The sequence below is a fragment of the Streptomyces sp. x-19 genome, from assembly GCF_046549115.1.
Classification (GTDB): Bacteria; Actinomycetota; Actinomycetes; order Streptomycetales; family Streptomycetaceae; genus Streptomyces; species Streptomyces albulus_C.
The window spans coordinates 1-22,896 of record NZ_JAJPWK010000017.1 but is presented as its reverse complement, the minus strand read 5'-3'; the positions used below and the strand labels follow the sequence as shown (position 1 = coordinate 22,896).

Annotated in this window: 21 protein-coding genes; 12 read left to right on the top strand and 9 right to left on the bottom strand. The window is 73.7% G+C overall.

The window, feature by feature from the left end; translation table 11 throughout:
* The first annotated feature begins 57 nt into the window (after positions 1-57).
* The gene (locus ACLJT4_RS29625; protein WP_275465868.1) at positions 58-498 is read left to right on the top strand and encodes an SPW repeat protein; all 441 of its coding nucleotides are present in this window, start codon (positions 58-60) and stop codon (positions 496-498) included.
* Positions 499-611: 113 nt separating this feature from the next.
* On the opposite strand, the gene ACLJT4_RS29620 is transcribed toward ACLJT4_RS29625, so the two are convergent.
* Positions 612-764 (bottom strand): hypothetical protein, encoded by a 153-nt coding sequence (locus ACLJT4_RS29620; protein ID WP_411126899.1) that lies wholly within the window; start codon positions 762-764, stop codon positions 612-614.
* 334 nt (positions 765-1,098) lie between these two features.
* On the opposite strand from ACLJT4_RS29620, the gene ACLJT4_RS29615 reads away from it, so the two are divergent.
* The 3 genes from ACLJT4_RS29615 (at position 1,099) to ACLJT4_RS29605 (ending at position 6,302) form a co-directional block, all read left to right on the top strand.
* Positions 1,099-2,178 carry a methyltransferase gene (locus ACLJT4_RS29615; protein WP_411126897.1) on the top strand — a complete coding sequence of 360 codons (1,080 nt, stop codon included), beginning with the start codon at positions 1,099-1,101 and terminating at the stop codon, positions 2,176-2,178.
* 170 nt (positions 2,179-2,348) lie between these two features.
* Positions 2,349-4,205, top strand: coding sequence for an alkyl/aryl-sulfatase (locus tag ACLJT4_RS29610; RefSeq protein WP_411126895.1), 1,857 nt, complete (start codon positions 2,349-2,351; stop codon positions 4,203-4,205).
* A gap of 57 nt (positions 4,206-4,262) precedes the next feature.
* Positions 4,263-6,302, top strand: coding sequence for an ATP-binding protein (locus ACLJT4_RS29605; RefSeq protein ID WP_411126893.1), 2,040 nt, complete (start codon positions 4,263-4,265; stop codon positions 6,300-6,302).
* Between the two features lie 17 nt (positions 6,303-6,319).
* Here the strand turns inward: ACLJT4_RS29605 and ACLJT4_RS29600 are convergent, their stop codons facing one another.
* Genes ACLJT4_RS29600 through ACLJT4_RS29580 form a run of 5 tightly spaced genes read right to left on the bottom strand, consistent with a single transcriptional unit; the run spans position 6,320 to position 10,182 of the window.
* On the bottom strand, positions 6,320-7,357 hold the full coding sequence (locus ACLJT4_RS29600) for a serine hydrolase domain-containing protein (RefSeq protein WP_411126891.1): 1,038 nt from the start codon (positions 7,355-7,357) through the stop codon (positions 6,320-6,322).
* Entirely contained in the window at positions 7,357-8,301 is a 945-nt protein-coding gene (locus ACLJT4_RS29595; protein WP_411126889.1) for a DUF6895 family protein, read from the bottom strand. Before ACLJT4_RS29595 ends, ACLJT4_RS29600 begins: the two co-directional genes overlap by 1 nt.
* The gene (locus ACLJT4_RS29590) at positions 8,298-9,287 is read right to left on the bottom strand and encodes a DUF6895 family protein (RefSeq protein ID WP_411126887.1); all 990 of its coding nucleotides are present in this window, start codon (positions 9,285-9,287) and stop codon (positions 8,298-8,300) included. The genes ACLJT4_RS29595 and ACLJT4_RS29590 overlap by 4 nt, the downstream gene beginning before the upstream one ends.
* On the bottom strand, positions 9,284-9,946 hold the full coding sequence (locus ACLJT4_RS29585) for a hypothetical protein (protein ID WP_411127137.1): 663 nt from the start codon (positions 9,944-9,946) through the stop codon (positions 9,284-9,286). Before ACLJT4_RS29585 ends, ACLJT4_RS29590 begins: the two co-directional genes overlap by 4 nt.
* 50 nt (positions 9,947-9,996) lie before the next feature.
* Complete coding sequence (locus ACLJT4_RS29580; RefSeq protein ID WP_016573986.1) at positions 9,997-10,182, bottom strand: hypothetical protein; 186 nt, start codon at positions 10,180-10,182, stop codon at positions 9,997-9,999.
* 1,048 nt (positions 10,183-11,230) lie between these two features.
* On the opposite strand from ACLJT4_RS29580, the gene ACLJT4_RS29575 reads away from it, so the two are divergent.
* Together ACLJT4_RS29575 and ACLJT4_RS29570 are read left to right on the top strand one after the other, a co-directional pair.
* Positions 11,231-12,322, top strand: coding sequence for a hypothetical protein (locus ACLJT4_RS29575; protein ID WP_411126885.1), 1,092 nt, complete (start codon positions 11,231-11,233; stop codon positions 12,320-12,322).
* Positions 12,319-13,107 carry a methyltransferase domain-containing protein gene (locus tag ACLJT4_RS29570; protein WP_411126883.1) on the top strand — a complete coding sequence of 263 codons (789 nt, stop codon included), beginning with the start codon at positions 12,319-12,321 and terminating at the stop codon, positions 13,105-13,107. The genes ACLJT4_RS29575 and ACLJT4_RS29570 overlap by 4 nt, the downstream gene beginning before the upstream one ends.
* A gap of 28 nt (positions 13,108-13,135) precedes the next feature.
* Here the strand turns inward: ACLJT4_RS29570 and ACLJT4_RS29565 are convergent, their stop codons facing one another.
* A complete protein-coding gene (locus ACLJT4_RS29565; RefSeq protein WP_411126881.1) occupies positions 13,136-13,477 on the bottom strand; it encodes a DsbA family protein in 342 nt (113 codons plus the stop codon).
* A 406-nt stretch (positions 13,478-13,883) separates the two neighbouring features.
* Here ACLJT4_RS29565 and ACLJT4_RS29560 point away from each other — a divergent pair, with 406 nt between their 5' ends.
* A complete protein-coding gene (locus tag ACLJT4_RS29560; protein WP_037632613.1) occupies positions 13,884-14,291 on the top strand; it encodes a molybdopterin-binding protein in 408 nt (135 codons plus the stop codon).
* Positions 14,292-14,316: 25 nt separating this feature from the next.
* On the opposite strand, the gene ACLJT4_RS29555 is transcribed toward ACLJT4_RS29560, so the two are convergent.
* Positions 14,317-15,828, bottom strand: a complete 1,512-nt coding sequence (locus ACLJT4_RS29555; protein WP_411126879.1) for a helix-turn-helix domain-containing protein — start codon at positions 15,826-15,828, stop codon at positions 14,317-14,319.
* A 205-nt stretch (positions 15,829-16,033) separates the two neighbouring features.
* Here ACLJT4_RS29555 and ACLJT4_RS29550 point away from each other — a divergent pair, with 205 nt between their 5' ends.
* The 3 genes from ACLJT4_RS29550 to ACLJT4_RS29540 all read left to right on the top strand — a co-directional run bounded on the left by ACLJT4_RS29550 (position 16,034) and on the right by ACLJT4_RS29540 (position 20,386).
* On the top strand, positions 16,034-16,876 hold the full coding sequence (locus ACLJT4_RS29550) for an FAD binding domain-containing protein (protein ID WP_411126877.1): 843 nt from the start codon (positions 16,034-16,036) through the stop codon (positions 16,874-16,876).
* A complete protein-coding gene (locus tag ACLJT4_RS29545; protein ID WP_411126875.1) occupies positions 16,873-19,671 on the top strand; it encodes a molybdopterin-dependent oxidoreductase in 2,799 nt (932 codons plus the stop codon). The genes ACLJT4_RS29550 and ACLJT4_RS29545 overlap by 4 nt, the downstream gene beginning before the upstream one ends.
* A 199-nt stretch (positions 19,672-19,870) precedes the next feature.
* Positions 19,871-20,386, top strand: coding sequence for a molybdopterin-dependent oxidoreductase (locus tag ACLJT4_RS29540; protein WP_411126873.1), 516 nt, complete (start codon positions 19,871-19,873; stop codon positions 20,384-20,386).
* A gap of 78 nt (positions 20,387-20,464) precedes the next feature.
* On the opposite strand, the gene ACLJT4_RS29535 is transcribed toward ACLJT4_RS29540, so the two are convergent.
* Entirely contained in the window at positions 20,465-20,887 is a 423-nt protein-coding gene (locus tag ACLJT4_RS29535; RefSeq protein WP_411126871.1) for a TOBE domain-containing protein, read from the bottom strand.
* A 417-nt stretch (positions 20,888-21,304) separates the two neighbouring features.
* On the opposite strand from ACLJT4_RS29535, the gene ACLJT4_RS29530 reads away from it, so the two are divergent.
* Both ACLJT4_RS29530 and modA read left to right on the top strand, forming a co-directional pair.
* On the top strand, positions 21,305-21,700 hold the full coding sequence (locus tag ACLJT4_RS29530; protein ID WP_016573546.1) for a molybdopterin-binding protein: 396 nt from the start codon (positions 21,305-21,307) through the stop codon (positions 21,698-21,700).
* A 167-nt stretch (positions 21,701-21,867) separates the two neighbouring features.
* Positions 21,868-22,662, top strand: coding sequence for a molybdate ABC transporter substrate-binding protein (gene modA, locus ACLJT4_RS29525; protein ID WP_411126868.1), 795 nt, complete (start codon positions 21,868-21,870; stop codon positions 22,660-22,662).
* Positions 22,663-22,896 lie beyond the last annotated feature (234 nt).

The following is a 22,896-nucleotide window of genomic DNA, read 5'->3' as shown; positions in this document are numbered from 1 at the left end:
TGAGTGGCTGATGCCACGTGATGCGGCCCCGACGCATGACCGAAGGAGGCGAGTCGTATGGCCGACGTCTCACACCACAGGGGAGATCTCGCTGGTCACCCTGATGTTTCCGAGATGCGGGCCCGGTTCGAGCGGACGCTCGGTGGCCGGGACGTGGTGTTCGTCGACGGGCCGGTGTTCCTGGTCGGCCTGTACTGCGCGGCGTCACCGTGGATCGTGCACTACACGGCCTCGCAGCCGGCGCTGATGACCCACAACCTCATCGTCGGCATCGCGATCGCCCTGCTGGCGGTCGGCTTCACCGTCACTCCGGAGCGCATGTACGGCCTGAGCGGCGCGATGTGCGCGATCGGTGCCTGGCTGATCGTGTCGCCCTGGATCGTCGGGCGCGGTCCCGACGCGGGGGTCATCTGGAACAACGTCGTGATCGGCGCCCTGACCCTGGTGCTGGGGGCGGTGTGCATCGCCGTGGCATCGAGGAGCCGCCGCGTCACGTGAGGTGCGCCCCGAGGCGCGTGTGCAGGACAACCGGCCCGCTTGCCCTTCGAAGTCCCAGAGCGACGGCAAGCGGGCCGGCCACGTCCGGCGGCGTACGGGCGGTCCCCGTCCGGCTACCGGTCGCGGTCGCGGTCGAGGGCGGCGGAGCGGGGCGGCGTGAAGTGCTGTCCGGCCACCCCGGCCAGTACCAGTCCGCCGGCCAGGAGCAGGCCGTGCGCGAGGGCCACGCCGGTGACCAGGACCGCGATCGCGGTGGCCAGTATCAACCAGACCGCCCAGCGCCGGAACGGGGTCGCCGGCGCGGGTATGCGGACAGGTGGGCAGGGGGCGGCCTCGGGCGGGAACTGTTCCGCGAGGTCGCGGAGTTGGCGGTTGTCGTCGGGGGACAGGGAGCGTCCCTCCTCTCCCGGGTGGTGCTGCCGGTCGCGCCGTACGGGCAGGGTTCTGGACGGGGGCGTTGCTTCGGAGATCGGACCGACTTAGGGTTACCTAAGTGCGTAGGTCCGTGCGGGGTGTGCAACGGCACACAGGCGTTGTTGTGCCCTTCCTGGCCCCGTGCGTAACGCCGTTGACCGGACATCACCGGAGAGGAACCCCGCCATGCCGGACGACCCGTCGCAACAGCACCGCCCGTACCTCGTGCCCCAACCGCCCCGCCCCGCGGATGAGCACCGGGACGCCCTCGTCAAGCTCACCTACGGTGCCATGGCCAGCCACGTCGCCGGTGCCGCCGTCCGGCTCGGCGTCCTGGACCGGATCGGCGAGGGCGAGCACACCGCCGACGACCTGGCCGCCGCGTGCGCGGCGCAACCACAGGCCATGGCGCGCTTACTGAGGGCGCTGACCGCCCTGGGGCTGCTCGCCGAGCCCGCGCCGGGCCGGTTCGCCGCCACCGCGGTCGGCGCCCAACTGCGCACCGACGCCCCGGGCTCGCTGAACGCCCTCGTCCGGATGTTCACCGACCCGGCCCTGCTGCGCGCCTGGGGCCACCTCGACGACAGCGTCCGCACCGGCGCACCCGCCTTCGACACCGTCTTCGGCACCGACTTCTTCGGCTACCTCGCCGAACGGCCGGCCCTCTCGGCCCAGTTCAACGCCGCGATGAGCCAGGGCACCGCGGACACCGCCGAGCTGCTGCCGACGGCCTTCCCCTTCGACCGCTTCGTCACCGTGGCCGACGTCGGCGGGGGCGACGGCACCCTGCTGGCCGGTGTCCTGCGGACCCACCCGACGCTGCGCGGCATCCTCTTCGACCGCGCCGAGGGCCTCGCCCAGGCCGGCAGCCGGCTCGCCCGGGACGGCCTGGCCGACCGCTGCTCCCTGGTGACCGGCGACTTCTTCGCCACCGCCCCCGACGGCGCCGACCTCTACCTCCTCAAGAGCGTGCTGCACGACTGGAACGACGAGCGGTGCCGGCAGATCCTCGGCCACCTCCGCCGGGTCGTGCCCGACGCCGGTCGACTGTTGATCGTCGAGCCGGTCCTGCCGGCCGTCGCCGACGCCTCGGGCGACGTGATCCGCTACCTCAGCGACCTCAACATGCTGGTCAACGTCGGCGGCCGGGAGCGCACCCGGGACGACTTCGAGCGGCTGTGCCGCAGCGCGGGATTCGCCGTCCGCGGCGTCACGCCCCTCCCGCGCCCCAACCGCTTCTCGGTGATCGAGGCGGAGCCGGTCTGACCCGTTCGCCCGGTGCCACCGGACCTCGGGCGCGGGTCCGGACCGGGCCGAACGGCGGGGCGCCGGGGCGCGCCGGCGCCCACGCGTGCGGCGGCCCGACATCTTCGGTTAAATCGAACGTGTGGGCCATGCGCCCGTGATGGCCCGCGGTCTGCGAGAGGTGGCGCGCCGTGACCGCTGTGCCCGTGGACGACACCGTGTCCGTCGACGACCACGAGGACTTCGCCGACGCCGACCGCGGCTTCATCGCCCCGCTCGACCCGCCCAGGATCACCGCGGCCGACGGCCGGGTGGTCTGGGACGCCGAGCGGCACGCCTTCCTGGCCGGGAACTGCCCCGCATCCGCCGACGCGAGCCTGTGGCGCCAGGGGCGGCTGGTGAGCCGACAGGGCCTGTACGAAGTGACCGAGGGCATCTACCAGGTCCGCGGCCTGGACCTGTCCAACATGTCGCTCATCGAGGGCGACCACGGCGTCCTGGTCGTCGATCCGCTGCTGTCCACCGAGACCGCCGCCGCCGGGCTGGAGCTCTACCGCAAGTACCGCGGCGACCGACCGGTCACCGGCCTGATCTACACCCATGCGCACGCCGACCACTTCGGCGGCGCCCGCGGCGTCCTGCCGCCCGACCACCACCCGGTACCGGTGCTGGCACCCGCCGGATTCCGGGAGAGCGCGGTCGGCGAGCAGCTGTACACCGGCCCGGCCATGGCCCGGCGCGCCGTGTACATGTACGGCACGCAGCTGCCCGCCGCCCCGGACGGCCAGATCGGCTGCGGCCTGGGCACCCTTCCCTCCGCCGGCACCCGCAGCTTCGTCCCGCCGACCGTGGACGTCACCCGCACCGGCCAGGAGGAGATCGTCGACGGGATCCGCCTGGTCTTCCAGCTCACCCCCGGCGCCGACGCCCCCGCCGCGATGAACTTCGCCGCCCCGTCCCACCGCGCGCTGTGCACCGCGGAGAACGCCGTCCACACCATGCACAGCGTCCTCACCCTGCGCGGCGCCGTGGTCCGCGACACCCGGCGCTGGGCCCACTACCTCAACGAGGCGCTGGCGCTCTTCGGCGCCGACAGCGAGGTCGCCTTCGCCTCCCACCACTGGCCGACCTGGGGGAACGCCCGCATCCGCCGCCTGCTCGCCAACCAGCGCGACCTCTACGCATACCTGCACGACCAGACCCTGCGGCTGCTCAACGAGGGCCGCACCGGCGCCGAGATCGCCGAGGAGCTGCGGCTGCCCCCGGGCCTGGAACGGCTCTGGGCGCACCACGGCTACTACGGCTCCCTCAGCCACAACGTCAAGGCGATCTACCAGCGCTACCTCGGATGGTTCGACGGCAACCCGGCCCACCTGTGGGAGCACCCGCCGGCCGAGCAGGCCCGGCGCTACGTGGAGACGCTGGGCGGCGTCGCGGCCACCGTCGACGCCGGCAAGCGGTACGCCGCCGCCGGCGACCTGCGGTTCGCCGCCACCCTCCTCAACCACGCCGTCTTCGCCGCCCCGCACGACCCGCGCGCCCGCCGGGAACTCGCCGACGTCTACCAGCGGCTGGGCCACGGCTGCGAGAACGGCACCTGGCGCAACTACTACCTGACCGCCGCCATGGAACTGCGCGGCACTCCGGCCGCCGCCCGCCCCGACACCACCGGACCGGACGCCCCGGCCCCCGACCTGGTCCGGGCCCGCAGCGTCGACCAGCTCCTGGACTCGCTCGCCATCCGCGTCGACGGGCCGCGGGCCTGGCACGCGCACCTGACCCTCGCCCTCCACCTCGCCGACGAGGACCGAACCTGGCACCTGACCCTCTCCAACGGCGCGCTCACCCACCTCAGCACCCCCGGCGCCCCCGCCCCCGAGAGCGGGACCGACGCCGCCCTCACGCTCACCAAACCCCAGCTCCACGAGCTGCTCGGCGGCCGCATCCCGACCGCGGTCACTCAGGAGGGTGAGCCCGCTGCGGCGCTGCGCGAACTGCTCGGCCTGCTCAGCGCCCCGGACCCCAACTTCCCCATCGTCACGCCCTGAACCCGCCCGCTGGCAGGGCGGACGCGGACGGCCCGCGGCGTGGGGCAAACTGGGCCGGTGGCGAGCAACATTCCCGAGGAGTCGACGAGCTTCGTCGGCCGGCGAGCCGAACTTCGGCAGTTGAGCAGCGAGTTGACGCAGCATCGGTTGATCACCCTCACCGGGCCCGGTGGTGTGGGCAAGACCCGGATCGCGATGCGGGCCGCCCAAGCGGCCACGGCGCGGTTCCCCGACGGGGTCCACTGGGTCCCGCTGTGGCCCTTACAAGGCGACCAGCTGCTGGTCGCCGCCGTCTGCGACGTCGTCGGGCTGGCCGACCACTCGGCCCGGACACCGGTGGCCGCGCTCTGCGAATGGCTCGCCGACAAGGACCTGTTGCTGGTCCTGGACTCCTGCGAACACCTCGTCGCGGCCTGCCGGGACCTGGTCGGCGACCTGCTCACCGCCGCCCCCGGCGTCACCGTCATGGTCACCACCCGGCAGCCGCTGGAGGTCGCCGGCGAGTGGATCACCGAGATCGGCCCGCTGCCCTGCACCGGGACCAACGACGCGCTGACGCTCTTCACCGAGCGGGCCGGCACCGCGGCCCCCGACCTCCGGCTCGCCGACCCGCTCAACGCCGATGCCGCGGCCCTCATCTGCCGGCGCCTCGAAGGCATCCCGTTGGCCCTGGAACTCGCCGGCGCCCAGCTCGCGCACCGCCCGCTGGCCCAGGTCGTCGAGCGGCTCGGATCCCGCCTCGACGCCCTCGACGGCACCGGGATGCCCTGGACCCCGCGCCACCGCACCCTGCGCACCGCCATCGGCTGGAGCCACGAACTGTGCGCGCCGCTGGAACGGCTGCTGTGGGCCCGGCTGTCGGTCTTCCGCGGCACCTTCGACGTCGGCTCCGCGGCCGCGGTCTGCGCCGACGGGCCCCTCACCCCCGACGCGGTGCGCACCGCGCTGGCCGGCCTGGCCGCCAAATCCGTGGTCAGCCGCGAGGGGAACCGCTTCCGGATGCTGGACACCCTGCGCGAATACGGCCGGATGTGGCTCGCCGAACTGGACGAGACGGTCACCGTCGCCGACCGCCACGCCGAACACTTCGTCGGCTTCGGCCGCCGCGCCGAACTCGGCTGGCTCGGCCCCGACCAGGTCACCTGGTACGGGCGGGTCGCCGAGTCGTACGTCGACCTGTGCACCGCGCTGGACCACCTGCTCGGCAGCGCCCCGGCCCGCGCCCAGGAGCTGTCCGCGGCCATCGGCTTCTTCTGGACCTGTTGCGGGCACCTGCACGAGGCCCGCGACTACCTGGAGCGCGCCCTGGCCGCCCAGGCCGCCGAGGACGCCGAGGGCACCGCCCGCACCCGGGCCCTGTGGGCGCTCGGCGTCGCCGTCCTCCTCCAGGGGGACATCCAGGCCGCCGAAACCCTCGGTCGGGAGTGCGCCCGCACCGCCCGGGACAGCGGCGACCACGACGCGGTGCTCGCGGCCGGCTACCTGATCGGCCTCACCCACCTGATGGCCGGCCGCCCGCTGACCGCCCACACCGTCGCCGGCCAGGTGCTCGGCCCGCCGCCGGACGACCCGTTCGACTCCGCCGCCCGGCTGCGCTGCCACCTCGTCCGGCTGTTCGCGCTCACCGCCCTGGGGCGGCTGCGTGAGGCCCGCACCGCGGCCACCGTGCTGCGGCACGGGTGCGTCGAACGCGGCGAGTACTGGTCCCGCTCCTACACCGACTACCAGCTCGCCCTGATCGCGCTGTTCCAGGACCGGCCCGAGGAGTCCGCGGGTCACGCCCGTGCCATGCTCGCCGCCAAGCGGCGCATCGGCGACAACTTCGGGATCGCCCTCGGCCTGGACCTGCTGGCCGCCGCGGTCGCCGCCCAGGGCGACGGTGCGTCGGCCGCCCAGGTCTACGGCAGCGGCCAGGCGTTCTGGCGCACCGTCGGGCACCCGCAGCGCGGCACCCCCGAACTCCGCGCGGTGCGCGAACAGTGCGAGCGCCGGGCCCGCGCGGCGATCGGCGACGCCGCCTACGCCGCCGCCTTCCACCGGGCCGCCGAGCAGAACCCGGAACTGCTGCTCGCCCGCATCCTCGCCGGCGACTTCTGAGCGCCGCGCCGGCGGCCCTACCCCTCGTCGCCGGCCAGTGCGTACAGCAGCTCGTAGGCGGTGGTCACCATCCGGCAGGTGCGACCGCGGCGGGTGGCCAGGGCGACCAGTCCGGTGCCGGACGCCGGGTGGAATCCGAGGAACGCCTGCTGCCCGAAGGTCGCGCCCACATGGAAGAGCAACGGGCCGCGCGCCGCCGGATGTTGGTACCACGTCAGGGTGTGGGTGTTGCGGTGCCGCCAGCCGCGTCTCAGCAGCGGGGTGCGCACCGCGCGCAGCGCCCCGGCCAGCGGACTGCCCTCCGGGTACAGGTGCGCTTCCAGGTAGGTGAGCAGGTCGTCGGGGGTGGACCGGACCGCGCCGGCGGCGGCGAAGGCCCCCATGTCGGTGCTCTGGACGGGAGTGGTGCCGTTGGTGCGGTGGCCGACCGCTTCGGTGCCGGTGGCCCCGGGCGCCAGGGTGGTGCCGGTGAGGCCGAGCGGCTTCAGCACCCGGGAGGCCAGCAGGTCCGGGTAGCCGGTGCCGGTCGTGTGCCCCATGGCCGGGCCGAGCAGTGCCAGCCCGAAATTGGAGTAGCGCCAGCGGGTGCCGGGCCGGTGCCGGGGGCGGGTGTGGGCGAAGGTGCGCAGCAGCCGCTCGGTGTCGTAGCGGGAGTAGCCGTTCTCGTAGGGGCGGACCAGCGCGCCGATCAACAGGTCGGTGGGGATGCGGGGCAGCCCGGAGGTGTGGGTGGCCAGGTGGCGCAGGGTGATCCGGCCCGACCACGGGTGGCGCAGCGGCAGCCGCGGCAGGCGTGCGGTGAGCGGATCGTCCAGCCGGAGCGCGCCGTTCGCCGCGAGGTCCGCGAGCAGCAGCACGGTGAACGTCTTGGTCAGCGAGCCGAGTTCGTAGCGCAGGGCCTGGCGCGGGGTCGGCGGCGCCAGCGCCGTGCCGCCGCTGACCACCGTGCGGCGGCCCCGCCGGGTGACGGCCAGGACGACGTCCGGGGCGTCGACGGTGGTCAGCGCGTACGCCAGCCGGTCCGCCAGCGCCGGCCCGTCGGAGGGGGTCCGCATCAGCCGGCGGTGGACGTCAGTGCGCGGGAGGTGGCCATGGCCGAGGCGAACGCGGCGACCAGGGTGGGGTGGTGCACCTGGTCGAAGACCAGGTCCGGATCGCCCTCGGGCATCGCGTGCTGGATCGGCATCGCCCCGGACGCGTCCTGGGCGGCGGCGTACCGCTCCCACAGTCGCGCGTCCAAGGTGGGGCGGGGCAGACAGGCGTCCACGACCAGGAGTTCACCGAGCAGGTCCCAGTGTTCGAGGTCGGCCCAGTCGTCCAGCCAGGCCGGCAGGTACCGGGTGAGGTAGTCGGCGACGTCGGGCGGGATGCGGTCCGGTGCCTCGCCCCAGTTGGTGAGGTGGAAGACGGTGTGGGTGATGTCGTACGCGATGTGCAACTGCACCGTCCAGGGCTCGGGCAACTGGCCCAGCCAGGTGCGCGCCAGTGCCTGGTCGACGTCGGCGCTGGGGGCCAGTCCGATCTTGCGTTCGGCGTTGAGCACTCCCAGGCGCCGGTTGGGCACCATCTCCAGCGCGGTCCACGTCGCGGTGCGCCGGGTCACCGCCAGGGCCGCCTCCAGGCCCGGGTGGCGGTGGCCTAGTTCGTGGAACGGCGCGTAGACCTCCAACGGCACCGGGGAGTGCGGTTCGTCCTGTTGGAGGGCGGCCAGGATGTTGCCGCCGTCGAGCAGCTCCCGCCAGGCGAAGTCCAGCAGCGCACCGGCCCGGGTGCGCTGCCGGGAGCCGGCCACGCCTTCCCGGAACAGCACCTGCATGTTGATGGCCAGTTCGCCGATGGGCTTGAGCCGTTCGATCGTCGCGCTGCCCGTGGCGCGGTCCTCGGGCGTCAGCCGGAAGCAGTCGCGGTGCGCGTCGAGCCAGCTCAGGGCCCGGTCGCCGACCCGGTGGAGCAGTGCCGGGGAGGCCGGGGAGGCCAGGGACGCAGCCGTCACGGTCACAGCGCAGCCTCGCTTTCGTAGGGGGTCGGCCCGGCCACCGCCGTCTGCCCGGCCACCAGCGGGCCGGCGTAGGACTCGGCCTCGTCCGAGGCGATCCGGGCGAGGGTGCCGGCGAACGCGGTCACCAGGGTGGAGTGGTAGCAGGCCAGGAACGCCTCGGCCGGATCGGTCGGGCGCGGCGCGGCACCGGTCTCGGGCACGCTGCCGTCGGCGGCCTGCGCGGCGGCCAGCCGCTGCCAGGCAGCCGCGTCGTACGGGGCCGTGGGAAGGCAGGCCGCGACCGCCAGCAACTCGCCCACGAGGTCCCACAGTTGTTCCTCCTGCCAGTTCTCCAGCCAGGAGGGCAGCCAGAGCCGCAGGTAGCCGGCGGCCTCGGGGGCCAACCGCCGGCGGTTGCGGCCCCAGTCGGTGAGGTGGAAGACGTCGTGGGTCAGGCCGTACGCCGCCCTGCGGTCCAGTGCCCAGGGCTCGGGGAGCAGCCCGAGCCCGGTGTGCGCGAACGCGGTGTCGAAGTCGGCGTGTGGGGCCAGGCCGATCCGCCGCTCGGCGTTGAGCACCCCGAGGGTGCGGGTGTGGTCCTCGCGGGCCACCCGCCAGCCGCGCAGCCCGGTCGTGGTCAGCACCAGTTCCTCGACGGCCGGGTGCCGCAGCCCGGCCTGGGCGAAGACCCCGTAGATCTCCACCGGGTAGGTGGCGTACGGCTCCCCGCGGATCAGCTCGGCGAACAGGGCGCCCGCGCGGGTCTCCCGCCAGGCGAAGGCGAACAGCCGCCCCGCCGCGTCCCGGAGTTCCGCGCGCGGGTGCGACGAGGCGATGAGCTGGGTGAGTTCGGCCAGTTCGCCGAGGGGTTTGAGGGTGAGGTTGGGGTCGGCGTCGGTGGTCGCGTCCGGTGGCAGGCGGAAGAAGTCCCGCATCGTGGTCAGCCAGCCGAGGCTGCCCCTGACGATCCGGTCCAGCAGGTCCGGGTCGCCCCGGCCGGCGGTCACCAGCCCCGCCCGAAGAACCGCTGCGCGGCCACCACGTGCAGGGCCACCCGCGGGTCGCGGCCGCCCAACTGCCGGACGAAGGCCAGGCCGGCGTCCAGTCCGAGGGTGGGGGGCACGTCGGGGAGCCGGGCCAGCCAGCGGCCCACCCCGGCGGCCTGCAGCCAGTCGCGGCGGCGTACGGCCCGGACGAAGCCGCGGGCCAAGTCGTCGGTGCGTGAGGTCAGTTGCTCCTCCAGGTCGGCGGCGAGGCCCGGGAGGGCCAGGGCCGCGAGTTGGGACACCCGGTGGGCGAGCCGCGGCCAGGGGTCGGCGGCGGTCCACTCGGCGCCGGTCTCGGGGGGCCGGGGCCAGGGTCGGGCGTGCGAGGGGAGGTAGGCGTGCGTCGCCTCCACCAGGCCGCGATAGCTCCATGCCGATACGTCGGAGGCGTCCGCGCCCGGGGGGAAGGCCGCCAGTGTCTGCCGCACCACCGCTTCGTCGTCCGCACCCACCGGCACCGCGCGGTGCTCCAGGGCGTACGGCGCGAGCGCGTCGGCGCCCAGGACCCGGACCGCGGCAGGGGCGAGTGGATCGCCCTGTCGCAGGATCCGGGAGAGCGCATAGGGGTCGCCCCCACCCTGGAGGGCGAGGGCGACCCCGGTTGCGGCATCGGCGATCACAGCGCTGAGCGGGACTGCTCCCTGCGTCTGTTCAGCCAACGCGATTCCCCTCAGCGAACGCCGGACTTCGGGCGGGGGGTGGGGGGCGAGATCAGCAGGAGGCCGAGCAGCAGCAGCCCGCCCCCGCACTCGCGGGTATCGCGGTAGACACCGTCGGGCTCGGCGGGGCTGAGCAGCCCCTCGACCTCGGCGGACAGAGCAGCGGTCTCGATCGGTGCGGTGCGATCCGTAACCATGCGATCAACTCCTTCGACGAATGGGCTTTCAGGCTGACATTCGCCAGAAACCGCCGCAAACCGGACTAATCCAGTGGTGAGGGGGCGTCGAGGGCGTCCCGATCGGCCCGCGTTGGCGGAGCCGGGATCCGACTTCCCGGTAACTGACCAGTCGTTTCCATGAGTTGGCGGAACGCCGCGAGGTGCCCCGCGGGCGGGGGAGTCGCGCGGCACGGAGTGCCGGAGTGCGGGCGGGCCGCGAACCGGACTGCTCTGTTCGGTGCCAATTGGCGCCGGGCCCGCTGGTCCGCCCGGTGCGGGCGGCGCTCTCCCCGCCCTCCCCGCCGTGCCCGCCGGCGCTTTTCGTGGTCCGCCCCGGCGGGTCCGGCACCCCGGACCGGTCCAGGTCGAGGCGGCTCCCCTCAACCCGCCGAACACCGGCCCGCCGCCCCGACCCTGCACGACCTACCTGGCGGTAATCGCCGTCCGGGTGGTCGGCGGCGGCGCCGTCGACGTCCGGCTCGGCGACGCGTCCGTCCGGCCGGCCCCGGATCCACCGCCTGGCCCTGGACGGGCACTCTCCGGCCGGAGAACCACGCTCACCGCCCCACTCTCCTGCCTGCCTGCCATGCCCGCGCGCGCATGGCAGGCAGGTCCTCGACCCGTCCACCGCACCAAGGAACGAGGAGATCCGGCTACCGGGACCCTCGGTTCGGCGTGACGCCACGGGTGGGGGAGGGACCGGGCCGCTCTCGTTTCGGCCAGGCGCCACGCCGGCAACATCGGACGACGCGCGCGACACCGCGCCGTGGACGTCAACTGGGCGCCGCGGCAAGGTGGCTGGCGGAGAGCGCGGGGCGTGACCGCGAACGTCGGCAAGCCTGTCCTGTGCCACGAGGCGACCGTGCTGGCCCCCCGCACGGAGAGGGCGGACCGGCCTCGCCCCGCGGTGCGGCGCCGCGCTTCTCGCGTCCGGAAAGCGTCGCCTGAACGGCGTCACCTTCGCCGGTGTCGGCCGTTGGAGATGCTGTCGATCTCAGGAACCCCGCGAAAGGACAGGGCACGTCCCATGACCGTCTCGGCAGTGGCGGACCGGATCGCCTCCCGCACGTGGTCCGACTTCGGGTGCGAGGTGAACGCGCTACCACCGGTCGAACTCTTCGACCGGTACGAGCGCTCCCGATTCCTCTACCCGGCCAAGCGGGCCAGGCTCGCCCCGTACTGGTCGCTCATCCTGGAGAACTGGCAACGCGCCCGTCGGGCCGGCGAGTTGCTCCATTGGGTCGCGAGCTACGACGAGCCCGGCGGTGGCTGGGCGTCGCTGAGCTCCTGGCGTTCCACGCACGGGGGCTGGCAGACCCAGCACCTGGTCAGTTCGGGGACCCTCGCCGGAGGGCGGGCGGTGATGCTGGCGGCGCAGGCGATCCGGGTGGCCGAGCGGCAGGACGTCGCCGCCCAGAACTGGTTCAGTCCCTCCAACCGCTTCGCGGCCCGCGCGTTCGGCAGCATCGAGCGAAACCTCGGCCCCGCACGTTCGCTGGTCGTCCCCGGCGACTACGTGATGGTCCCGCTCACCCTCGCCCGCGCGCTCCCTCCCGTCGGCTCGGTCGGCACGGTCACCGAGCTGGACGCCGGTGCCTGTCCCGAGCTGGCGGACCTGGCCCGCCGCTGCCGCGGCGAGGTGTACGTACGGGCCGAGGGCCTGGACCGCGACGACCTGCGCCTCACGGACGTGGACCGGCTCTACCGCCTGGTCGGGCTGCGCCGCCATCGACGCGTCTGGGCCCTGTACGACGCGTCCGGTACGGTACGGGCCGCCGCGCTCGCCTACAGGGGGCCGCTGGGCTTCAACTTCTCCTTCCTGGAGAACCGTTGTGACCTGCTGATCGGGCCGGGACTCGATCCGACCGAGGTCCGGCGGGCGACGGACACCCTGCTGGCGGCGGCCTGCCACGCCTACGCGGACTTCGAGCCCGCCGCCGTCCCCCTCGCCACCGCCACCCCGATCGACCACCTGCTCCTGGCGGGGGCCGAGTCCGTACGCCCCTACACACGTGCGCTGTGGCTCGCCGAGGCGTACCCCGATCTCTACCGGCACATCGACGAGTTGTACGCCCAGCGGCTGCACGGCCGGGGCGGCTACCCGAGGAGCAGCGCATGACCGTCCCGTACCTGATGGAGGACCGGCGCGAGGCCGGCCGGCTGGTGGCCAAGGTCGACGCCGACGCATGGGTGCGCACCTATCTGGACCCGGTGCTGCCAAGTGCCCCCGGGGCGCGCGTGCTCGACGTGGGCGCCGGCCCCGGTCACATCGCCGAGGCCGTGCTGCGGGCCCGCCCGGCAGCCGAGGTCGTCGCCTTCGACGGCAACGCCACGCGCCTCGCGGCGGGCGACCCGGCCGGCACGGGCCCGCAGCGGCGCTCCGGCGACGCCCGCGCACTGCCCTTGGAGGACGGCTCCTTCGACGTCGTCTACTCGCGCCTGATGCTCCAGTACGTCGCCGAACGGGACGTGGCCGTCGCCGAGATGGCACGCGTCACCCGCCCCGGCGGCACGGTCGTGCTCTTCGACCTCGACGGCCAGCTCGTCTGGCACGACCCGCTCGGCCCCGAACTGCGCGCCCTGCTCGACCCGGTCACCCAGGCGCTCGCGGCAGCCGGCTTCGACCCGCACACCGGGCGGCGTCTGTACGGGCTCGCCCGCCGGGCCGGGCTGACGGACCTGGACGTGCGGGTCGATCCGTACCACCTGATCGCCGGGCGGATCGACCCGATCCAACGCGGCCAGTGGGAGCTCAAGCTCGACATCGCCCGGCCCCTGATCGCCCGCGCCCTCGGCTCCCCGCAGGCGGGGGACGAGGCGGTTGCCGCGTTCCTGGCGCACCTGGACAGCGCGGAGACGCTGACGTACTCGGTCGCCTTCACGGTCACCGGCCGGCGCGCCTGAACCGGGTTGCTCGTTGCTTCGCGCACCCCTACTGGCCAGGGTGGCGTGCCTGGGCGGCGCTTGGCCGGGAACGCTCAAGGACTCGACGGATCCGGTCGAGGTCGGGCGCCCCGGCCAGGCCGCCGGGGGTGCGGTACAGCCGGCACGCGAGGGACGGTGCGGCGCCGGGCCGGGCGAACGGGTCGCGGCCGTCGATCAGGATCGTCGGGGAGCCGGTGAAGCCGGCCCGCTCGGCCGCTGCCTGGTCACCGACCACCCGAGTGGTGAAGCCGGTGTCGGTCAGCCCGGCGGCGTCCAGTGCCTGCCGCAGCCGCTCCTCGGCGAGCTGTCGGTGCGGGCAGCCAGCTACGACCAGTACCTCGATCTCCATCGCCGTCTCCCTCTCCCTCTCCCCCTCCAGGATTTCGCGCCTCGGTGAGGTACGGGCCCAAGAGGCCGGTCCGGCCGGGCAGCGCGCCGGTCTGCGCCGCGCCGCCGTTCGCCGTGGGACGCGGCCGACTCGCGGGGCCCGTATCGGCAGGGTCGCACGCGGTGGTCGCGGCCGGGAAGCGCCCGCGGACGAGAAGGTGCCCGGGTGTTCCTGTTGGTGGAGCGAGCGAAGGCGTCGAGCGGCGTACGAAGGCCCGGACATGTCGTCAGCCACCCGGCGCAGCGGAAGCCGCGACCCGAATGGTTCGATGTCGACCTTGGCGATTGCGGCGCCGGTGCCGGCCGGCGGGCCGGCGTCGGCTGGATGTGACGCCCGGGTCGGTTCTCGGGTCCTTTAGAGTGCCGACGTGCCCTCGTACAGCATTGGCCAGGCAGCGCGACTGCTGGGCGTGAGTTCGGAGACCGTTCGTCGCTGGGCCGACGGCGGGCAATTGCGCATGGACCGGGACGGGGCGGGCAACCGCGTGATCGACGGAGTGGGCCTGGCCGCGTTCGCCAAGGAACGGGCCGCCGGCGCGCACCCGGTCCCCGGCGAGGCCCGCACCTCCGTCCGCAACGCCTTCGCCGGCATCGTCACGGCGGTCACCCTCGACGACGTGATCGCCCAGGTCGAGGTCCAGTCGGGGCCGCACCGCGTGGTGGCGGTGGTCAGCCGGGAGGCCGTCGAGGACCTCGGCATCGAGGTCGGCGTCGAGGCCACCGCCCGGATCAAGTCCACCCACGTGCACGTGGACCGGCCGGACGAGCGGGGCTGAGCCCGGCCGCCGCCCCGGCCGCCGCTCAGCGGCACAGCAGCGCCGCGTGCAGGTCCAGCTTGTGGTCGAGCCGGGACAGGTCGCGGCCGGTCAGGGCCTCGATCCGTTGGACGCGGTAGTGCACGGTGTTGACGTGCAGATGGAGGATCTCCGCGGTGCGCGCCCACGACCCGTGCTGGGCGAGGAACACCTCCAGCGTCTCCATCAGCATCCGGTGCGAGGCGCTGCCCCCGCGCGACAGCGGGCCGAGGACCCGGCTGCTGAACGCCGTCCGCACCTCGCCCGGCACCCCGGAGAGCAGTGAGCCGAGCGTGGACAGCTCGTCGACGGAGGACACCCCGGCCCCCTCCGGGGTCGCCGAGCGGGCCGCGGCCAGGGCGTAACGGGCCTGCTCCAGGCCCGAGTTGAGGTCGGCGGCGGCCACCGGGCCGCTCACCCCGGCGTGCAGCGGCGCCTGGGGGCGGCAGGCGTGCAGTGCGGGCCACGGCTCGTCCAGGGCCGGCGGCGACTCCTCGTCGCCGGCCACCACCGCGGCCGCGTCCCCGCCCGGCAGCAGCCCGGCCGCGAACGGCGGCCCGGGGGAGTGCCGCAGCGCCTCGACCAGCGCCCGGGTCGCTTGCTCGGGCTCCGTGCCGTCCGAAGCGGCCAGCACCACGCGGAACGGGCCGTCGGCGGGCAGCCCGCAGGCGTGCAGCGCCGCGTCGAACGCGCTCCCCTCGGCGGCGCCCGCGGCGACCAGGGCCAACAGGGCGTTCGTCGCCCGGCGCGCGGCCGTCCCGCGTGCCGCTTCGTGGTGCCGGTACTGCGCGATGACGTCGGCGATCTCGTGCAGCACTCGCGGTGGTGCGTCGTCCACGCCGCGCAGGTGCAGGAACCAGGCGTCGTACGGTCCGGGGTCGCCCTCGATGCGCAGGGTGTTGCCGATGCCGGCGGTGAGGTACCGCCGGGCCTGTCGGGCGGTCAGCTCGGGGGCGTCGGGGGTGCGCGCGAGGGTCCGGCCGGTGGCGGTCAGCAGGTAGCAGGCGGGGCCGCCCAGGTGCGCGAACGCCCGGTCCAACAGGGCGTCGGGCGCGGCGTCCCCGGCGAGCAGCCCGGCGAGCTCGTTGCGCACGTTCTCCGGAAGGGCGTAGTGGCCGGCCGGGCGGCGGCTGAGGTCGCCCCACCGGCGCAGGTACACCGCCTCGGTGATGGCTCGGAAAGTGGTGCGCGCGGGCACCGAGACCAGGGCGACGCGGTGCGCGCGACAGGACTCCACCAGCACGTCGGGGACCTTGCCGTGGGTCTCCTCGCCGGCCAGTAGTGCGGCCGCACCGGAGTCCGCGAGCGCCGCCACGAAGCGGTCCACCTTCTCCCGGTCGTCCCCGGGGGCCCACCACACCAGTCCGCTCAGCACCAGCTCTCCCGGTTGGAGGAACCGGGCGGGGGCCTCCAGGTCGGTGGCGGTGACTCCGCTGACCTCTTGGGCGAGCAGTGGCTCCTCGCCCCACAGGAGGGTCAGGTCGAGCGCATCGAGCTGGAGGAGATCGTGGACGTGCATGTGGTGGCTCCTTGGACGGCTACCGGGCGAAGAACCCGGCATCTCACATTCACGAGGCGAATGTGGGTCCTGGCATCGTAAATGCCAGGGGTTCCAGCCGATATACCTCTTGGTTGATCATCCAGTTCCTGCCCCGGACCTTGGTGCGTTTTCCGTGCTGCGGACCAGTCGTGCAGCCCGCCGGCCGCTTGCTTCACTCGGCTGCATGGACCTGAACACCGTGCTGGAGGTGCGGGACGGCCGGCAGCACGCCCCCTGGCGCACCGGCGACGCCTGGCTGGGCGGCGGCACCTACCTCTTCTCCGAACCCCAACCGCACCTCCGGCGCCTGGTGGACCTGAGCCGGATGGGCTGGGAGCCGCTGACCCGCCTCCCGGACGGCTCCCTGGAGATCGCGGCCACCTGCACCATCGCCCAGCTCTCCCGCTTCGCCGCGACCTTCCCGGTGCCGGCCGCGCCCCTCTTCGAGCAGTGCTGCCGCGCTTTCCTGGCCTCGTTCAAGATCTGGAACATGGCGACCCTCGGCGGCAACCTCTGCAACGGCCTGCCCGCCGGGCCGATGATCTCGCTGACCGCCGCGCTCGACGGCAGCTGCCTGCTCCAGGCCCAGGACGGCCGCCGGCGGCGGGTGAAGGTCGCCGACTTCATCACCGGCGCCGGGCGCAAGGACCTCATCGAGGGCGAACTCCTGCGCTCGGTGACCCTGCCCGCCCGCGCACTGACCTGCCGGACCGCGTTCCGGCAGGTATCCCTCTACGGACTCGGCCGCTCCGGCGCCCTGGTCATCGGCACCCTCGACCCCCTGGACGGTTCGCTGGCGATCACCGTCACGGCCGCCACCGTCCGTCCGTTCCGCCTCTGGTTCCCCACCCCGCCCACCGCCGCGGTGCTGCACGGCACCCTCGACGGTGCCGTCACCGAGCCCGAGTGGTTCGACGACATCCACGGCCTGCCCGCCTGGCGGCGGCACATGGCGCTCCGCCTCGCCGAGGAGGTCCGTGCCGAACTCACCACCCACTCGCCGTCCGCCAGGGAGGCTGTCCGATGAGCTACGCCATCCACGTCAACGGTCGGGGCTTCGACGCCGAACCGCGCCCCGGCCAGTGCCTGCGCACCTACCTGCGCGACCGCGGCTGGTTCGGGGTGAAGAAGGGCTGTGACGCCGGGGACTGCGGCGCGTGCACCGTGCACGTCGACGGCGAGCCGGTGCACAGCTGCCTCTACCCGGCCGTCCGCGCCGCCGGCCGCCGCGTCACCACCGTCGAGGGCCTGGCCGAACCGGACGGCGAACTGCACCCCATGCAACGCAAGTTCCTCGGTGCCCAGGGCTTCCAGTGCGGGTTCTGCACCGCCGGCTTCCTGATGACCACGTCCAAACTGGACGAGGACCAACTCACCGACCTCCCCAGGGCGTTGAAGGGCAACCTCTGCCGCTGCACCGGCTACCGGGCGATCGAGGACGCGATCCGCGGCGTCACCCACGTCGAGGAGCCCTGCCCCGGGCAGTCCGTCGGCCGCAACCTGGGCGCCCCGGCCGGCCCCCAGGTGGTCACCGGAACCGCCCGCTACACCTTCGACATCGAGGTCGAGGGGCTGCTGCACATGAAGCTGCTGCGCTCCCCGCACCCGCACGCCCGGATCGTCTCCATCGACACCAGTGACGCACTGCGGGTCCCCGGCGTGCACCTCGTCCTCACCCACCACGACGCCCCCGAGCGGCTGTTCTCCTCGGCCCGCCACGAGCACCCCACCGAGGACCCCGACGACACCCGGGTCCTGGACGACGTGGTCCGCTTCGTCGGACAGCGGGTCGCCGCGGTGGTCGCCGACAGCGAGGGCGCCGCCGAGGAGGGCTGCCGTCGGATCGCGGTGGAGTACGAGGTGCTGCCGCACGTCCTGGACCCGGAGGAGGCGATGCGGCCCGGCGCCCCGGTGGTCCACCCCAAGGACTCCGAAACCTGCCGGATCTCCCGCCCCGACGACAACGTGGTCGGTGAGGTGCACGGCGAGATCGGCAGTGTCGAGGAGGGCTTCGCCGAGGCCGACGTGATCTACGAGGAGACCTTCCGCACCCAACGGGTGCAGCACGCCAGCCTGGAGACCCACGGCGCCGTCGCTTACTTCGAGGAGAAGGAGGATGGCGACGGCGAGCGGATCGTGGTCCGCTCCAGCACCCAGGTGCCCTTCCTGACCCGACGCGCCCTGTGCGCCCTGTACGACCTGCCGGAGGACGAGGTGCGGGTGGTCGCCGGCCGGGTCGGCGGCGGCTTCGGCGGCAAGCAGGAGATGCTGGCCGAGGACATCGTGGTGCTGGCCGCGATGCGGCTGCACCGGCCGGTGAAGCTGGAGTTCACCCGCGCCGAGCAGTTCTTCGGCGCCACCACCCGGCACCCGTTCACCATCGGCATCAAGGCCGGCGCCAGGCGCGACGGCACCCTGACGGCCCTCCAACTGCGGGTGGTCTCCAACACCGGCGCGTACGGCAACCACGGCCCGGCGGTGATGTTCCACAGCGTCGGCGAGTCCATGGCCGTCTACCGCGCGCCGCACAAGAAGGTCAACGCCTACTCCGTCTACACCCACTGCGTCCCGGCCGGGGCGTTCCGCGGCTACGGACTGGGCCAGGTCACCTTCGCCGTGGAATCGACCATGGACGAACTGGCCCGCCGCCTGGGCATCGACCCGCTGGTCTTCCGGGAGCGCAACATCATCGGCCCCGGGGAGCACATGCTCAGCCCCGGCGGCGAGGAGGAGGACCTCCACATCGCCAGCTACGGGCTGGACCAGTGCCTGAAGGTCGTCCGTGACGCGATCGCCGAGGACCGCAGCGCCGCGGACGCCCCCGACGGCTGGCTGGTCGGCGAGGGCACCGCGATGTCGATGATCGCCACCGGTCCGCCCGGCGGGCACTACGCCGACGCCACGGTGGCCCTGTTGGAGGACGGCACGTACGACATCGCCGTCGGCACCGCCGAATTCGGCAACGGCACCACCACCGTCCACAAGCAGATCACCGCCGGCGCGCTCGGCACCACCGTCGACCGGATCGTCATCCGGCAGTCCGACACCGACGTGGTCCGGCACGACACCGGGGCCTTCGGTTCGGCCGGCACCGTCGTGGCCGGCAAGGCCGTGATGCGCGCGGCCAACGGCCTGGCCGGACGGATCCTGTCGTTCGCCGCGGAGTACGCCCGCACTCCGCGCAGCCAGTGCCAGTTGCTCACCGACGCCGTGGAGTGCGCCGGGCGCACGGTCTCGCTCAAGGAGCTGCACCAGGCCGCCCGCGAGCGCGACGTGGAACTGGTGGCGGACGGACACTGGGGCGGCTCCCCGCGTTCGGTGGCCTTCAACGCCCAGTGGTTCCGGATCGCCGTCGACCCGGACTCCGGCGAGATCAAGATCCTGCGCAGCGTCCACGCGGCCGACGCGGGCAAGGTCATGAACCCGATGCAGTGCCGCGGCCAGGTCGAGGGCGGGGTGGCCCAGGCGCTCGGCGCCACCCTCTTCGAACAGGTCCTGGTCGACTCCGGCGGCAAGGTCCTCACCCCGGCGTTCCGCCGCTACCGGTTGCCCGCCTACGCCGACGTCCCGCGCACCGAGGTGCACTTCATGGAGACCTCGGACTCCATCGGGCCGCTCGGTGCGAAGTCGATGAGCGAGAGCCCGTTCAACCCGGTCGCCCCGGCCTTCGGCAACGCGCTGCGGGACGCCACCGGAATCCGCTTCACCGAGGTGCCCTTCCTCCGGGACAAGGCGTGGCAGGCCCTCGCCGAGCACCGCGAGGCGGGCGGTGAGGGCGGCTGGTCGGCCCGGGCGCATCCGTCGCGGGAGGGCTCCGTGTGACGGACGAGGCCGGCCGTGCGGCGGCGGCAGGTCCGGGACGGCACTGCGGGGGTCCCGGACCTGCCACCTTCTTGCCCCCATTCGCCTCACTTACGCGAGGGGAACATGTGTAAGCGGATGGCATATGTGATTGAGCCATGCGTCGCTGGGGCATCACACGGGGGCAGCCGCCGCGCGGATCGTCTCCAGGGGGACACCAATGAGCCGACTCAGCCCGCCGCCCCGCACCGTCGCCGTCCGCGGCGCGTCCGCTGACGCCCCGCCCGTCGTGCGAAGTTTCCTGATCGGCGGCCAGCTGCACCGCCCGCTCACGCTGACCGTCGCCGACCTGCGGGCGCGCTGGCCGCAGCGGCACGCCCCGGTGGTCTTCGACTGCGCCACCAACGGGCCGCAGCACCACACCTTCGACGGCCCGCTGCTGCGGGACGTCCTGGACGAAGCGGGACCCGGCTTCGACGCCCGGCGGCGCAAGGACCGCTCCCGTTTCCTGCTGACGGTCACCGGCGGCGACGGCCACCACACCGTGCTGTCCTGGGCGGAGATCGACGCCGACTTCGGCAACGCCCCGATCCTGCTGGCCACCGCGCTGGACGGGGAGCCGCTGGACGCCGCGGGCAGCCAGTTGGTGGTGCCGTCCGACCGCTGCGGCGCCCGGTACATCAGTGCCATCACCCGCATCTGGGTGGGACCCTGCCCCGAGCCGCGGGAGCGGTAGGCGCACGCGTCGGCCGGTGGGCCCGTCCGCGCGCCGGTCGAGGCGCGGGGCGGGCGGCCCACCGGCAGGGCCCTCGGGTCAGCGTTCGGCGGCCAGCGCGACCTCGGTGGACTTGATCAGGGCGGTCACTTCGGAGCCGGTGGCCAGCCCCAGGTCGGCCGCCGCGTCCTTGGTGATCGCGGCGGTCAGTTCACCGCCCGGCACGGCCACCTTCACGCCGGCCATCGCGCCGCCGGTGGTCACCGCGACGACGGTCCCCGGGAGCCGGTTGCGGATGCTGAGCCCGTCCACCGGGCCGGTGGACAGCGCGACCTCGGTGGACTTCACCAGCGCCTGCACCGGCGCACCGACCGTGATGCCCAGGTCGTGCACGGCCTCCACGGTGATCGCGGCGGTGAGCGTCTGCCCGCCGGAGAGCCGCACCACGACGGTCGACATCACCTCCCCGGGGGTGACGGTGAGGACCGTGCCGGAGAGCTGGTTGCGAATGCTGAGGCTCATGGGAACCACTTCCTCCAGTGCGAGAGGTGCGGGACGTGTGGGGGCGCGGCTGCGGGGAAGACCGAGCGGTGCGGCGGAATGCCACGGAGCCGGACGCCGTGCGACGGGATGTCGTGCCGCGACATTCGGGACGGCCCGACACGGAGCGACGATGGGGAATCCCGTACTGCTCGAATCGCTACGGGAGATATCCCTAATGTTCTTTCTGTCCCTCGCACTGTAATCGGCTCCGGGCATGGATTCCTCGCGGGATTCGCCCTGCTGGGTAGGGGTGGCGAGCGGGCCGCCGCGCCGGGCGGCCGGAATTCCGATGGCCGGAAGTCGCGCTTGTCCCTTCCTCCAATGGCCCTTGCATCTGCTATAGAGGAATGCCAAAAGGATTGTAAATGCGAGTCAATATCCCATATGTTGTCGCACATGCAGTCCTACACAATCGGCCAGGCGGCGCGCTTGCTGGGCGTCAGCCCGGACACCGCCCGCCGCTGGGCGGATGCCGGACGGGTCGCCACCCACCGCGATGAGAGCGGCCGCCGCCTCATCGACGGCCGGGACCTGGCCGCCTTCTCGATCGAGGTGGGCCAGTCCGCCGGCGGCGAGGAGGACGACGCCTACACCTCCGTCCGCAACGCCTTCCCGGGCATCGTCACCGCCGTCAAACTCGGCGACGTCGCCGCCCAGGTCGAGATCCAGGCCGGCCCGCACCGTCTGGTGTCCCTGCTCACCCGCGAAGCAGTGGAAGAACTCGGCCTGGAGGTCGGCATGCAGGCCGTCGCACGGGTGAAATCCACCAGCGTGCACATCGACCGCACCTGAGCCCCCGCAGGCCACCCCCCAGGCCACCCCCCATGCCACCCTCCGGCGGTCCGCCCCCACGTCCCCCGGCCCGTCGGCCACCCAGCGGCGTCGCCCGTCCACGGCGCGGCTATGTCCCCATCCGCTCGGGCGATCCCGTCGCCCCGCGCAGCAAGGAGTCCCGCACCATGTCCCCCTTCGTCACCGGACGCCGCACCGCCACCGCGCTCGTCGCCGCCGCCCTCCTCATGCCGCTCGCCGCCTGCTCCGGCGGCAACGACAACGCCAAGAAGGACAGCGGCAGCGGGTCCGGCAGCACCACCAAGCTCACCGTGCTCGCCGCGTCCTCGCTCACCGACGTCTTCCAGAAGGCCAGCGCCGTCTACGAGAAGGAGCACCCGGGCACCAAGGTCACCTTCTCCTTCGCCGGCTCCCAGGAGCTCGCCGCCCAGGTCAAGCAGGGCGCCCCCGCCGACGCCCTGGTCACCGCCGACACCAAGACCATGGACGGGCTCAAGGCGGACACCGGCGCCCCCACCATCATCGCCAAGAACCGCCTGGTCATCGCCACCGGCAAGGGCAACCCCAAGAAGATCGAGGCACTCAAGGACCTCACCGACAGCAAGTTCAAGGTCGTGCTGGCCGCTCCCGAGGTGCCGGTCGGCCGCTACAGCAAGAAGGTCCTGGACGCCCAGCACCTGACCGTCAAGGCGGTCTCGCAGGAGCCCAACGTCCGTGCCGTGCTGAGCAAGGTGGAACTCGGCGAGGCGGACGCCGGCATCGTCTACAAGACGGACGCCGCCACCGCGCCCACCAAGGTCGACGCCATCGACATCCCCGACGCGCAGAACGCCGTCGCGTCCTACCCGGCGGCCACGCTCAAGTCCTCCCAGCACTCCGCCGCGGCCGAGGCGTTCGTGAAGTGGCTGAGCACCCCCGAGGCGCAGAAGATCCTCCAGCAGGCGGGCTTCCAGAAGCCGTGACCCCGTGCGGGGTGGGGGCCGCCCGGCTCGGGGGAGCGGGCGGGCCCCCCCCCCCCCCCCCAAAAACCCCCCCCCCCCCCCCCCCCCCCCCCCCCCCCCCCCACACCCCCCCCCCCCCCCCCCCCCCCCCCCCCCCCCCCCCCCCCCCCCCCCCCCCCCCCCCCCCCCCCCCCCCCCCCGCCCCCCCCCCCCCCCCCCCCCCCCCGGCCCCGCCCCCCCCCCCCCCCCCCCCCC